We start from the raw sequence: 12,198 nt of genomic DNA, 5'->3' as shown, positions 1-12,198 counted from the left end.
CGGTTTGGTCGTTCCAAATAAGCTCCGAGCAACGCCGCCCTGTGCCCAGTGGGCCCCGTCCCTTCGGGTTGCGTGCCAAACGGTGCGAGGCTGCGTTGCGGGATTTGCCAAGGGAACAACCATTGGCGGCATCCCGCGCCTTGCCTCGCACCGTTTGGCCCAGCAACGCGGCTCGTCACCAAACGGGAACAGACCCTAGCAACTGGTCTTCGATCTGGTCGACGCTGAGGCTGGTCTTGCGCACGATCTGGGTCAGCACTTCGCCCTGGTCGCGCAGCAGGTGCACCAGCAGTTCCAGGGGCGAGCGAAAGCGCTCCCCGGCCTTGACCGAGGAGCGCAGCTTGTCCACCGAATGCAGGGGCTGCAGGCGGGCGCTGATGATCAGGTTGCTGCGCACGCAGACCCACAGGGTGGAAATGTCCGAGGACACCATGCTGCTGAAGTTGAATACCACATCGTTGACCACCGCCAGCAGCGCCGAGTCCACGTGTTCGATGCGAGTCGAGCGCGAGCCTTCGTGCAGGGCTTCGAAGAACTCCTCGGGCAATTGCAGGTGGGCTTTCATCCAGCGCTCGCAGGCGGCGTGGGCCAGGTTCAGGTGCAACCAGAGGAATTGGTCGTCGTTGTGCGGCTGTTGCAGGGCTTGCAGGGCCTTGGCTGAGTCCAGTTCATGACCCCGTTCGCCGGGCCGAAAGTTGAAACCGTAGAGCAGGCCAAACAGATCGGAATCGCGGTGACTCTGGTCGATGCTGTGGTTCATGGGGTCTCGCAGGAGGGACAGTGCCTGGCGCGGGCTTTACAGGTTCACTTGGGCCTCATCATGGCAAGGCTTTTTGACAGTTTTGTGACGTTTCAAAGTGCACAGTCCGCGTTGCCATACCAGTGGTCGGCAGCGCTCAAGAATGGATCGCGGATGCCGATCACGCTCACATGCAATGCGCATTCGATTTTCCTCGAATGCTCCTGACAGGGAAGTTCGGACCTACGCATGCCTTTAGTGGCTTGCTCCATCCCTGCCATGAGATCTTCTCGATGTTTTTGCAAAAATCCCTGAGAGCGCAAATTCTTGCCCTGCTGAGCGGTAGCCTGTTTGCGGTGTTGTTGATCGCCCTGGCGTGTTTTCACTTGCTGTCCGGTGGCGTGCAGAGCTACCGCGAGCTGATCGAAGGTCCGCTGCGCAGTTCGCAGCTGATCGACGAGGCCAACCTGCAGTTCAAGAGCCAGGTGCAGGAGTGGAAGAACGTGTTGCTGCGGGGCAAGCAGCCCCAGGAGCTGAACAAGTACTGGCAGCAGTTCGAAGATCGTCAGCGGGATGTGCAGAACATCCTCGGCCAGTTGGCCCAGAAGCCTGGCCTGGACTCGGGCTTCAAGAGCCGGGTGCAGCGTCTGGCCGAGGAGCACCGTGCGCTGGGGGCGGCCTATCAGAGGGGCCGTGACGCCTATGTGGCCGCAGGCGCCGATCCGAGTGCCGGTGACGCGGCGGTCAAGGGCGTGGACCGTGCCACCAGCGAACAGATGAGCGAGTTGGTGACCGAGCTGCGCAAGCACAGTGACCAGCAGTCCCGGGACATCAGCTCGGCGGCTGATCGTACGGTGTGGCTGGGCATCCTGGTGATGCTGGTTTCCGGTTTGCTGATCGGCCTGCTCAGCCTGTGGCTGGTGAACCGCAGCCTGGTGCAGCCGATCCGCCAGTTGATCGACTACGTCGCCCAGCTCAGCCGTGGCCAGTTCGCCGACCGGGTGGCCAGCGATCGTCAGGACGAACTGGGCAGGCTGGCCGCCGCCGCCAACACCCTGCGTGACTTCCTGGCCCAGACTTTCAGCAGCCTGCAGCGCAGTGCCGCGGACCTGGACAGTTCCAGCGGCGAGCTCAATTCCATTGCTACCCTCATGTCCCAGGGCACCAACGAGCAGTTCAACCGCACCGATCAGGTGGCGACGGCGATGAACGAGATGTCCGCCACTGCCCAGGAAGTGGCGCGCCACGCTGCCGATGCTGCCCGCGCCGCAGATGATGCCGACCAGTCGGCGCAGCAGGGCGAGCAAGTGATGCAGAGCACGATCCACAGCATCACCCAGATGCGTGGCGAGATCGCTAACACCGCCACGGTGATCCGCCGCCTGGAGGCTGACAGCGGGCGTATCGGCAAGGTCCTGGAAGTGATCCAGGGGATCGCCGAGCAGACCAACCTGCTGGCGCTCAACGCCGCCATCGAAGCGGCCCGGGCCGGTGAGGCGGGGCGTGGGTTTGCCGTGGTCGCCGATGAGGTGCGCAGCCTGGCCCAGCGTACTGCGGCGTCCATCATCGAGATCAATCAGATCATCCAGAGCGTGCAGATCGGTGCGGTGGATGCGGCCCAGGCCATCGAGAGCGGTCAGTCGCGCAGCGAGCAGAGTGTGCAGCAGGTGACCGAGGCCGGTGCAATGCTGGAGCGCATCACCGAAGCGGTGGAAGCGATCCGCGACATGAATCGGCAGATCGCCACCGCCGCCGAGGAGCAGACATCGGTGGCCGAAGACATCTCGCGCAACCTGACCGAGATCACTTCGATTGCCAGTACCAACCTCGATAACGTCCAGCGCACCGAAGCGGCGAGCCGCAACCTGCATGGTCTGTCGGGACAGTTGAACGAAGTCACGGCGCGTCTCGGCGCCTGATACCGCTCACCCTGTACGCGGGCCCAAAAGCACAAGGCCGCGCTCCGGTAACGGGGCGCGGCCTTGTGCTGTGTGCGGGGGCTTACTTGTCTTGCTTGTTGCTCAGGACCTTGCCGGTCTTGGCGTCCAGGTCCACGTCCCACTCGATGCCTTTGCTGTCACGCAGTTCCACCTGGTAGACGTAGGCGCCTGTAGCGGTCTGCTCCAGCTCGGTGTCGGTGATGCTGGCGGCGGTGGTGCCCGGGTGCTGGGCCAAGGCTGCCTGGTTGAGTTTTTCCAGGTCCATGATGGCGCCGGATTTGAGCAGGCCCGGGATCAGGTCCGGACGGACATCGGCCTGGGCCAGGCCGGCGGTCAGGGTCAGGGCGGCAGCGGCGAACAGAGCGGAGAACTTGGTCATGGGTTGATTCCTTGGGGTGATGGGTTTCGATGGACACAGGTTAGCCAGTGCAACTTAACTCACCCTTAATTCAGGTCAGTGGTTGCGCCGTTTGTTCAAGCCAGGGGGCTGGTGCGGGGCCCAAGCTGGTGTCTCCCTTCTAGGAGACTCAGTGAATGAAACGATGGCTTGCGTGGTTGTATGCCCCCTTGTTCTTTGGTGGATTCATCGGTGGCGCATTGTGCTGGATGAGTGCGGCACAGGCGTCTGCGAGCGGGTTGCTGGTGTTGTTTGCGGCCGCGCTCCTGGTGTCTTTCCTGGTGGAGTGGGTCCTGCCTTATGAGCCGGCATGGAATCGCTCCCAGGGTGACCGCCTGCGGGACAGTCTGCATGCTCTGGTCAATGAGGGCCTGAATGCCCTGGGCCTGCTCGCATTGCCGGGACTGGTGGCGCTGCTGGCCCATGACGGCCTGTGGCCTCGGGACTGGCCGCTCTGGGGCCAATTGCTGCTGGCGATCGTGATCGCCGATTGCGGGATCACCCTGGCTCATTACGCCAGCCATCGCTGGGCCTGGCTCTGGCGCCTGCATGCGGTGCACCACAGTGTGCTGCGCATGTACGGTTTCAACGGTTTGCTCAAGCATCCCCTGCACCAACTGCTGGAAGCGACGGCGGGGTTGCTGCCGTTGTTGGTGCTGGGCATTCCGCTGCCGGTGGCACAGTTGCTGGCCCTGGCCATTGCCATTCAATTGCTGTTGCAGCATTCCAATGTCGATATGCGTCTGGGATTGCTGCGCCTGGTGTTTGCCTGGGCGCCGGTGCATCGCTTTCACCATATGAAGTACGGCCGTGCCGGTGATGTGAATTTCGGTCTGTTCTTCAATGTATGGGACTGGCTGTTGGGAACCGAGTTCTATCGGCATGACTACGCGATGCGCCAGGGCGACCTGGGCATCGGAAGCCGTCCGGACTATCCGGTGGATTACTGGCCGCAGTTGTTGGAGCCATTCAAGGCCCAACACTATGCCGCCGAGCCCAAGGTGCCCGAGGCGTTGCGGCGCCCGGTCAATCCAGCAGGCGGGGCCTGAGGGTTTTCAGGGCCTGGCCGGCGGTGACGCCGAACAGCGCCTTCAAGGTCCGGGAGAAGTGCGCGGTGTCGGCGAACCCGGCGCCATGGGCCGCCAGGGCCATGGCCTGCCCCTCCAGCAACAGGGCCATGGCCAGGCGCAGCCGTCGCCACAGCACCAGGCGCCGTACGGGCAGGCCGACATCACGGGCGAACAGCCGTTCCAGCTGGCTCAGGGACAGATGGGCCTGGGCTGCCAGTTGCGTCGCTGCCACCTTGCCCTCCAGGGCAGCGTCCAGGGCCAGCAGCGCCCGTGCCACGCGACGGTCGGCAATGGGCTGGCGCGGACAACTGCGCAGCGCCGCTTCCAGGCCGGGCAGTGATGGCTCGACACGGCTGACGCTGAGCTGCAGGTCCTGCGCCGTGATTCGCAGTGGCTCGGCGAAGACCGTGAAGGCCCGGTCGGGGGCCTGGATAATGGCGTGGCGACGCAGCGCCTGGATCAGCAGGAAGTGGCCACTGAGTCGGACTCCGTCCAGTTCCACGGTGACCGGCTGTTCGGGGGCAATGATCAGTTGATGGGCGTAGTGGGCATGGGGCGTGGTGCGCCCCATCGCCCCATGGATCAGACCAAAGTCATGGCCCAGCCAGAGTTCGCCGCTCCAGTGTGAGGCGGACATTCAGTAACCGCTGGCCTCCAGCAGTTGGGCCACGCTGGCGCTGGCCGGTCGCTTGAAATACTTGAGCAGCTCGGCGCTGCGGTTGGTGAAGATGCCATCGACCCCGGCCGCCATGACCTTCTTGAAGTCCACCGGTTCATCGACGGTGTAGACGTGCACCAGCAGGCCCTGGTCGTGGGTGTACTGATTCATCCAGGGTTGCACCAGATCCGCATAGCTCTGATCGCCGCCAGCCGTCAGTGCTGCCGAGGGACCGGTGCCGATGGCACCCTGGGTCTTGGCGAAGTCGACCCAGCGCTTGAACTCGGCCTGGTCCTTGGGTTGCTGTTTGGCATAAAAAGCGGCTTTGTTGGTCTCGCCGCTGCTGGCGAATGTCTGCCCGGAGGCTGGCTCGATGCTGCCGGGAGCCACCCACAGCAACAGGACTTTCGGCACCTTGGGCATTGCCTTGTGCAGCAGCTCCAGGCTGTGTTTGTCGAAGGTCTGTAGCACGACCTTGCCTTTGCCCTGGCCCACGGCCAGTTCGCTTTTCGCCAGCTTGGAGCCCGCCGGGCTCAGCCAGCCGCGGTCCTGGAGTTTTTCCTTGAGATCGTGCTCGATGCCGGGGAACAGCTGGGGCTCCTTGGTCTCGATGTAGAGCCCGGGTTTGTGCTGTGGATTGCCCAGGGCGATGTCGATGATCTCGTCCAGGGTGAGGATCTTCAGGCCGACGAAACCCGGACGGGCGCGGTCTGGATGGGCCTGGTTGAACCAGCTGCCGGCGTCGAGGGTTTTCAGTTCGGCCATGGTGAAGGCGTTGGCCGGGCTGTCCTTGCGTTCGGGGAATTTCTGCGCCACGTCGGTGGTACGTTGCAGGTTGTTGTCGTGCAGGGCGAAGAGCACACCATCCTTGCTGCGCTGCAGGTCCATCTCCAGGTAGTCGGCACCCAGGTCCCGGGCCAACCTGTAGGACGTTGCGGTGGACTCGGGGGCATCGAAAGAGGCTCCACGGTGGGCGATCACTGCCGGGTGCGGAATGCCCTGGCGAGCGGCAAGTGCATTCGGATCAGGCTGTTCAGTGGCTTGGGCCAGGCCGCAACCGAGCATCAGGGCCAACATCAGGGCACAAGGGGGGAAGGTCGCTGGCATGCTCGAAATCCTTTCGTGGAGGCAAGTACAAGGAAATATCTTTTAGCAACTCAATGACGCTTGTGCTATCTCCAGAGCGACATAAATCCTTCTCATACGCATCTTTCGCGGTTTTTTCCGGTGCTTTGCAGTACTCTTGGGCGCTGCAGTTTCCCCATCAGAGGGAAGCCCGAAAACAGCTCCTTCCTTGCCTCGCGTGTAGACCATCGATCACCCGTCCCATGGGACTTACAGTGAGGTTTACCATGAGCATCACCTCCGAACTCATCTGCCAGGCTGCCGATCAGCTCAAGGGCTTTGTCGGCTTCAATCGCAAGACCGGTCGCTACATCGTGCGTTTCAGCGAAGACTCCTTCGGCATGGATGTGGCGGATGACGCCATAGTGCCGGCCCATGAATTTGTCTGGGCGCCGGTGTCCGATCAGGCCATGAGCCTCAAGCGCGAGCAGATCCAGTTGCTGCTGGATCAGAACATCGACGACCGGATCAACATCAGCGAACCGCTGCGGGTCTACATGCGTCGCAGCGATCTACCGGAAATCCAGGCGGTGCGCAGCCTGCTGTCGACCGCCCAGGGATGACCCGCGCTTGACCTGAACCGCATCCGGAGCGGTTCAGGGCCTTGCTTCAAATGCCGAAGCTGTAGGCCCGCTCCACCTTGCTCACCCGGGTATGAAAGTAGCGGTACCAGTCGTTGCGACCACGCTCGCGGATGGCGCGGTGTTCGGCCTGTTGTTTCCAGGCCAGGATCGCTGCCTCGCAGCTCCAGTAGGACACGGTAATGCCGAAGCCATCCTCGCCCCGGGCCGATTCGACCCCAAGGAATCCCGGTTGTTGGCGAGCCAGCTCGACCATGTGTTCGGCCGCCTGGTCATAGGCGGGATCGGTTTGGCGGCGCTGGGAACTGAAGATCACTGCGTAATAGGGCGGGGCGGGCGTCTGGCCGATCATCCTTGTGCCTCCAGGCAGGCATTGAGCAGGGCTGTGACCAGGGGCGGTGTGCGGCCTTGGAGGGCCGCGCGCTCGGGCTGGAACAGTGTGGCGACGAAGAACGGATGGCCGTCCAGTTCCACGGCGCGCAAGTCGCCGTCACTGTCGTGGCCAGCAGGGCGCAGGGTGCCGCTGAGCAAGGGGCCGGCAAAGTCCGGATTGACCCCATAGCGGCAGCGATAACCTTCCTCGATGCTCTGGGTGCCGTAGGCCTGGGCGATCCGGCTGCCGCTGTGCAGCTGGATTCGGTCGCGGGCTTCCACCAGGGCGCAGCTCAAGGGAGTGAGCACCGCGCGCTGGGCATGGGGGTTGATCTCGCCGTGCTCGGCGTCGTTCCAGCCCAGTACGTTGCGGGCATATTCCAGCACTGCGTGCTGAAAGCCGCCGCAGGTGCCGAGGAAGGGCCGTTGCTGTTCCCGGGCGACGCGTATCGCCAAGAGGGCACCGTCGATGTGGCGGTAGGGACCGCCAGGCACGCACCAGATTCCGTCGAAGCCTTTGAGCTGTTGCTCGTGGATCAGTCCCGGCGTGGCCAGCCACTGGTAGTCCACCCTGACCCCGCTATCGGTCGCGGCGCGTTCCAGGGCCAGGGGAATGGCCTGGTGTGCAGTGATCTGTGGGTCGTAATCCCCCACCAGGGCGATGCGGATGGTGGCGCTAGATCGGGCTGTGTGCATGTGGCCTCTCTGACTTGTCGACTGCCTGGAGCCACTATAGATTGGCGATCACGCAATCAATATTGGCGTTTGCCCAAGTGATCAATGCAGCCGTGCACTATCAGCTGGACTATCCCGACCTGTCACTGATTCTCGCCCTGGTCCGTGGCGGCTCCCTGGCTCGCGCCGCGGCCCTGCTCAAGGTGGATGTTTCCACGGTGTTTCGTGCCGTGCGCCGGCTGGAGGCCGGGCTCGGGCAGCAACTGTTCGACAAGAGCCGCGCCGGCTATCTGCCCACCAGCCTGGCCCAGGCTCTGGCACAGCAGGCCGAACAGGCGGAGCAGGCCCTGGAGGCCGCGCGGATCGGCGTGGCCCAGGGAGGAGAGGTGATCAGCGGCACAGTGCGCCTGACCTGCACCGATTCGGTGTTGCAAGGTCTGCTGCTGCCGGCCCTGGCGCAATTCATGCCGAACTACCCGGCGCTGGTGATCGAACTCTGTACGTCCAATGACTTCGCCAACCTCAACCGGCGTGATGCGGACATTGCCCTGCGTCTGACCGCGACACCGCCGGAACATCTGGTGGGGCGCTGCCTGGGGGCGGTGTCGTATCGGCTGTGCGCGAGCCCGGAGTACAAGCTACGGGTGGATTGCAGCGACCTGTCGAAGGTGGCCTGGATCGCCCCGGATGATTTTCTCCCCGACCATCCCACCGTGGCCTGGCGCCGTCAGCGCTGGCCGGGTGTGCAGCCCAGCTACCGCTGCAACAGCATGCTCGCGGTGAGCGAACTGGTAAGGGCCGGCCTGGGCGTTGCAGCCTTGCCGGATTTTCTCATGGGCGCTGGTGGTCTGGAGGCGTTGAGTGAACCTCTGGGTCATGACACCGCGCTGTGGCTGCTGACCCGTCCGGATTGCCGGGCCCTGCGTTCGGTGGTGACCCTGTTCGATGAACTGGCGCGCCATCTGCGCTGGCCATGAGCAAGGCTCAAGGGTGGGGTAGCCCCAAGGCCAGGCCCGACGTCGTTATCGACGCCGGGAAAACCACCCTCAGAGCACGTTGCGTTCGTTGGCGAACATGCTGACGGCTTGTACCGCGTCACTGGCGCCATCGCGAATCTGCAGGATCACCGTCCCGGCCTGATCCGCCAGTTGCACGCCCTTGGCGGCTCGTTCACGAGTGCCGTCCATGCTCTTGATCGCTTGCTGCGTTTCGTTCTGGATCATGTCGATCATGCTGGAGATTTCCGCCGTCGAGCCGCTGGTGCGCGCCGCCAGTTGCCGGACTTCGTCGGCCACCACGGCAAAACCTCGTCCCTGCTCCCCGGCACGGGCGGCTTCGATGGCCGCGTTGAGGGCTAGCAGGTTGGTCTGATCGGCAATCGCGCGAATGGTGTTGACGATGGCGGTGATCTGCTCGGAACGTTCGCCGAGGTGGGCAATCAGCGAGGAAGAGTCCTCGATGTTATGGGCGATCTGGCGCATTTCGCTGGCCGCCTGCTGGATCACTTCTGTTCCTTGTTCGGCGACTTTCCGGGTCTGCACCGAGATGTGATAAGCCTGGCTCGCACTCTGGGCATCCTGCTCGTGCTTCTCCACCTGCTGAGTCACGTCGGCGGCGTACTTGACCACCTTGCACAGGCGTCCGCTGGCGTCATAGACCGGGTTGTAGTTGGCTTCCAGCCACAGCGTGCGCCCGTGCTTGTCGACCCGCTCGAAGCGGCCGTTGAAGAACTCCCCCCTGTTCAGGCGATTCCAGAAGTCCTGGTAGGCGCTGCTGTTGACCAGCTCGGGTTTGCAGAACATCCGGTGATGCTTGCCCTGGATCTGGGCCAGGCTGTAGCCCATGCGGCTGAGGAAGTTGGCGTTGGCACCGATGATGCTGCCGTCCAGGTTGAACTCGATGACCGCCATGGCCCGGTCGATGGCCTCCAGTTTGTTCCGGGCCTCGACTTCCTCTTGCACCCTGGCGGTGACGTCAAGGGCGTATTTGACCACTTTGTACACCGTACCGGAGGCATCGCGGATCGGGTTGTAGCTGGCCTCCAGCCACAGGCTCTGGCCGGTGGCGCCTACCCGCTCAAAGGTGCCGGACTCGAACTGGCCGTTTTTCAGGCGGGTCCACAATTGCTGGTAATCGGCGCTGCGAGCGTATTCCGGGAGGCAGAACAGTCGGTGAGACTGGCCGATCACCTGGTCTTGCCGATAGCCCAGGGTCTTCAGGAAATTGTCGTTGGCTCGGAGCACCGTGCCCTGGAGGTCAAACTCGATCACCGCCATGGAGCGGTCGATGGCCTCCAGCAGACGGGATTGTTCGACGATGGTCTGGTTCAGGGAATCGATGGTCTTGTTGTGACGGTTGAATAGCATGTTGGCAGGTGCTCTGTGGGAGAAACGTCGCGTCGATCCCTATGGAGTGCGCCGGTATGCCGAAAGCTCCCCGGCGATCGGCATTATCTGCTCAATGTCAGCGTTCCATGACTGACAGATAATTTCGCAGCGGTGAAGCGGGCGACATTTCGGGCGAACGTCGCTGGCCGCATCAAGAGGAGACGTAACGGCTGCGAATCGATTTAGTTGGGTTGGATGACTTTGCTGGCAGCGGTGCCGAAGGCGTTATCCGCTGCTGCAAAGTGGCGGCATTATGATGTCAACCACGAAGAAAAATCCAAATAAACTTATACAAAAGTATTTTTTACTTCCTTTTTGTACAAGTTTTAACGGTTTTTATGCCATCTGCGCGTGCGAGAAATGGGCTTCGCTGTCATTGCTGGCGGTGCGGTTGCGCCCGTTGTTCTTGGCCAGATACAGGGCCTTGTCCGCCGCATCGAGCCAGCTGGCAGGGTCGGGGAAACTTGAGTCGAAAGCCGCCAGACCGATACTCAGGCTGACTTTCAGCTCCTGTACCTCTGGATGCTGGTACTGGTTGAACACCTGGCGCAGGCGCTCCATTACATCCAGGGCCTGTTGCCGGCTCATGCGTGGCAGGATCACGCAGAACTCGTCGCCACCGTAGCGGCCGGCGAGATCGTCATGGCGCAGGTTGCGCCGCAGTTCATTGCTCAAATGGCGCAGCACCGTATCGCCGACAATATGCCCGTAGGTGTCGTTGATCGCTTTGAAGTGGTCGATGTCGATCAGGGCGATGCTGGCTTCCATCTGCTGTTGCTGGCACTTGTGGAACTTGATGTGCAACAGGTCTTTCCACGAGCCGTGGTTGAGCAGGCCAGTGAGGCTGTCGGTGCGGCTCAGGGCGCTGAGGGCACGCTTGTGTTCGGACAGTTTGATCGCCAGTCGATAGCAGACCATGCCCACTGCGAGGGGGTAGAGGGTCAGCATGGGCAGGCAGGCATAGATTTGCAGCGGGCTGATCTGGGTACTGAAGGCGGCCCCGAACAGCGCCCAGGACAGCAGTATCCCTGCACATTGGGCCAGGCCGCCACGAATGAACAGGCGCAAGCCACCTGCGGCGACATTGTTCATGCACATCATCGAGAGGATGGTGACTGCCGGCAGGGGATTGAATTGCATGGTTGCCGCCCAGAATCCCCCCAGCAGCGAGTCATACAAGAGGTTGCGGCGTTCTGCCCGGTAGGGAAAACCAGAACGGGTCGAGAGCTGATACGCCAGATGGGGCCAGATCAGGCCATTGAACAGCAGTAGGGCCCATACCCAGTCAGGCGGGGCCAGGGGGTAAATTGCAGCCAGGACACTGATGCCGCCGATACTCAGGCCGATGATCCTTGGCCAATAGATGCGCTGGGCAAATGACAGCCCCTTGCCGCGTTGGTTTTCCATAAATTCGTGCACCGGATTCTGTACTGAAACACTTTGTGGTGTTTTTTGCGGCTTGGCCGTTTATCGGATCAGTCTGGTGAATATTGTCATTTATTCCAGTGGGAATAATCAGTGTCCTTCGAAGCCATTTAACAGTGGCCGGGAACGTTGCACGACGGGAGCGCAAGCTGGCTCATGCTTGGTAGTGGGCCAGGAACATGTCCAGTGCCGATTCGATGACCCGGGTCTGCATGTCTGCTGTCAGGGGCGGCTGGCCCATGGTGATCTGCGGCCAGAAGGCAAAACTCTTGATCAGCCCGTGCATCTGTTGCGCGGCGAACTCCGGGTCCAGGGGCTTGAGGCGGCCATCAGCCAGGGCCCCGCGGATCCACAGGGTCAGGCCTTCTTCCCGTTCGCCGAGTCGTTCCACCATGTTCTGTGCCCGCTCGGGGGAGTGAATGGTTGCGGCGATGGCGACTCGGGCCAGGTCGAGGAAGTTGTTGTCGGCCAGCAGTTGCAGCTTGGCGCGCAGAACGTTTTGCAACTGCTCGCGCAATGGCTGGTCGCTGCGGTAGCTGACTTCCGATTGGGCGCTGGTGCTGTTCCAGAGCTTATGCAGAATTTCGGCGAACAACTCTTCCTTGCTGGGGAAGTGGTTGTACACCGTGCGCTTGGAAACCCCGGCTGTCGCGGCAATCTTGTCCATGCTGGTGATCTCGAAACCGCTGGCGCGGAATTCGCTGATCGCCGCCTGGATGATGGCGTCGCGTTTAAGGTCGGTGAGGCGCTTCGGAGCTGTCATAAGTCGGGTTCGGTCAGGGTCGGCGTAGAAATCAGTCGGCAGTCTACTTCGTCTTAATTCTGTTGC

General features: G+C 62.2%; 11 protein-coding genes and 4 pseudogenes. 5 read left to right on the top strand and 10 right to left on the bottom strand.

Annotated features, from left to right (window positions below; all coding sequences use genetic code 11):
- Positions 1 to 199: 199 nt before the first annotated feature.
- A pseudogene (locus tag PQT43_RS07630) lies at positions 200 to 760 on the bottom strand (CorA family divalent cation transporter); the annotation flags it as partial.
- A 170-nt stretch (positions 761 to 930) separates the two neighbouring features.
- Between PQT43_RS07630 and PQT43_RS31360 the strand changes: the two are divergent.
- Positions 931 to 1,725: pseudogene (locus tag PQT43_RS31360) on the top strand (methyl-accepting chemotaxis protein); the annotation flags it as partial.
- A 165-nt stretch (positions 1,726 to 1,890) separates the two neighbouring features.
- The gene (locus PQT43_RS31355) at positions 1,891 to 2,658 is read left to right on the top strand and encodes a methyl-accepting chemotaxis protein (protein ID WP_372820561.1); all 768 of its coding nucleotides are present in this window, start codon (positions 1,891 to 1,893) and stop codon (positions 2,656 to 2,658) included.
- Between the two features lie 82 nt (positions 2,659 to 2,740).
- Here the strand turns inward: PQT43_RS31355 and PQT43_RS07620 are convergent, their stop codons facing one another.
- Positions 2,741 to 3,058: a PepSY domain-containing protein gene (locus tag PQT43_RS07620; RefSeq protein WP_011062798.1), complete on the bottom strand. Its 318-nt coding sequence runs from the start codon at positions 3,056 to 3,058 to the stop codon at positions 2,741 to 2,743.
- Positions 3,059 to 3,213: 155 nt separating this feature from the next.
- Here PQT43_RS07620 and PQT43_RS07615 point away from each other — a divergent pair, with 155 nt between their 5' ends.
- Positions 3,214 to 4,125 (top strand): sterol desaturase family protein, encoded by a 912-nt coding sequence (locus PQT43_RS07615; protein WP_102880611.1) that lies wholly within the window; start codon positions 3,214 to 3,216, stop codon positions 4,123 to 4,125.
- On the opposite strand, the gene PQT43_RS07610 is transcribed toward PQT43_RS07615, so the two are convergent.
- Together PQT43_RS07610 and PQT43_RS07605 are read right to left on the bottom strand one after the other, a co-directional pair.
- Positions 4,103 to 4,783, bottom strand: coding sequence for a helix-turn-helix domain-containing protein (locus PQT43_RS07610; protein WP_102880610.1), 681 nt, complete (start codon positions 4,781 to 4,783; stop codon positions 4,103 to 4,105). The two genes, PQT43_RS07615 and PQT43_RS07610, sit on opposite strands and share 23 nt — an antisense overlap.
- Positions 4,784 to 5,911 carry a glycerophosphodiester phosphodiesterase gene (locus PQT43_RS07605; protein ID WP_272753658.1) on the bottom strand — a complete coding sequence of 376 codons (1,128 nt, stop codon included), beginning with the start codon at positions 5,909 to 5,911 and terminating at the stop codon, positions 4,784 to 4,786.
- A 245-nt stretch (positions 5,912 to 6,156) separates the two neighbouring features.
- Between PQT43_RS07605 and PQT43_RS07600 the strand changes: the two genes are divergently transcribed.
- Positions 6,157 to 6,492 carry a DUF2025 family protein gene (locus PQT43_RS07600; protein ID WP_102880608.1) on the top strand — a complete coding sequence of 112 codons (336 nt, stop codon included), beginning with the start codon at positions 6,157 to 6,159 and terminating at the stop codon, positions 6,490 to 6,492.
- Positions 6,493 to 6,538: 46 nt separating this feature from the next.
- Here the strand turns inward: PQT43_RS07600 and PQT43_RS07595 are convergent, their stop codons facing one another.
- Together PQT43_RS07595 and PQT43_RS07590 are read right to left on the bottom strand one after the other, a co-directional pair.
- Complete coding sequence (locus PQT43_RS07595; RefSeq protein WP_110594782.1) at positions 6,539 to 6,862, bottom strand: antibiotic biosynthesis monooxygenase family protein; 324 nt, start codon at positions 6,860 to 6,862, stop codon at positions 6,539 to 6,541.
- On the bottom strand, positions 6,859 to 7,578 hold the full coding sequence (locus PQT43_RS07590; protein ID WP_272753657.1) for a CTP synthase C-terminal region-related (seleno)protein: 720 nt from the start codon (positions 7,576 to 7,578) through the stop codon (positions 6,859 to 6,861). The genes PQT43_RS07595 and PQT43_RS07590 overlap by 4 nt, the downstream gene beginning before the upstream one ends.
- A gap of 41 nt (positions 7,579 to 7,619) precedes the next feature.
- On the opposite strand from PQT43_RS07590, the gene PQT43_RS07585 reads away from it, so the two are divergent.
- On the top strand, positions 7,620 to 8,534 hold the full coding sequence (locus PQT43_RS07585; RefSeq protein WP_170001956.1) for a LysR family transcriptional regulator: 915 nt from the start codon (positions 7,620 to 7,622) through the stop codon (positions 8,532 to 8,534).
- 69 nt (positions 8,535 to 8,603) lie between these two features.
- Here the strand turns inward: PQT43_RS07585 and PQT43_RS31350 are convergent.
- The 4 genes and pseudogenes from PQT43_RS31350 to PQT43_RS07570 all read right to left on the bottom strand — a co-directional run.
- Positions 8,604 to 9,044: pseudogene (locus PQT43_RS31350) on the bottom strand (methyl-accepting chemotaxis protein); the annotation flags it as partial.
- A gap of 105 nt (positions 9,045 to 9,149) precedes the next feature.
- Positions 9,150 to 9,923 (bottom strand): annotated as a pseudogene (locus PQT43_RS31345) (PAS domain-containing protein); the annotation flags it as partial.
- Between the two features lie 357 nt (positions 9,924 to 10,280).
- A complete protein-coding gene (locus tag PQT43_RS07575) occupies positions 10,281 to 11,351 on the bottom strand; it encodes a diguanylate cyclase (RefSeq protein ID WP_267268766.1) in 1,071 nt (356 codons plus the stop codon).
- Between the two features lie 172 nt (positions 11,352 to 11,523).
- Positions 11,524 to 12,132, bottom strand: a complete 609-nt coding sequence (locus PQT43_RS07570; RefSeq protein WP_102860671.1) for a TetR/AcrR family transcriptional regulator — start codon at positions 12,130 to 12,132, stop codon at positions 11,524 to 11,526.
- Positions 12,133 to 12,198 lie beyond the last annotated feature (66 nt).

It is taken from the genome of Pseudomonas sp. BLCC-B112 (genome assembly GCF_028550695.1).
GTDB lineage: Bacteria > Pseudomonadota > Gammaproteobacteria > Pseudomonadales > Pseudomonadaceae > Aquipseudomonas > Aquipseudomonas danubii.
The sequence above is the reverse complement of the archived record's forward strand: the minus strand, read 5'-3'. Positions and strand labels throughout refer to the sequence as shown.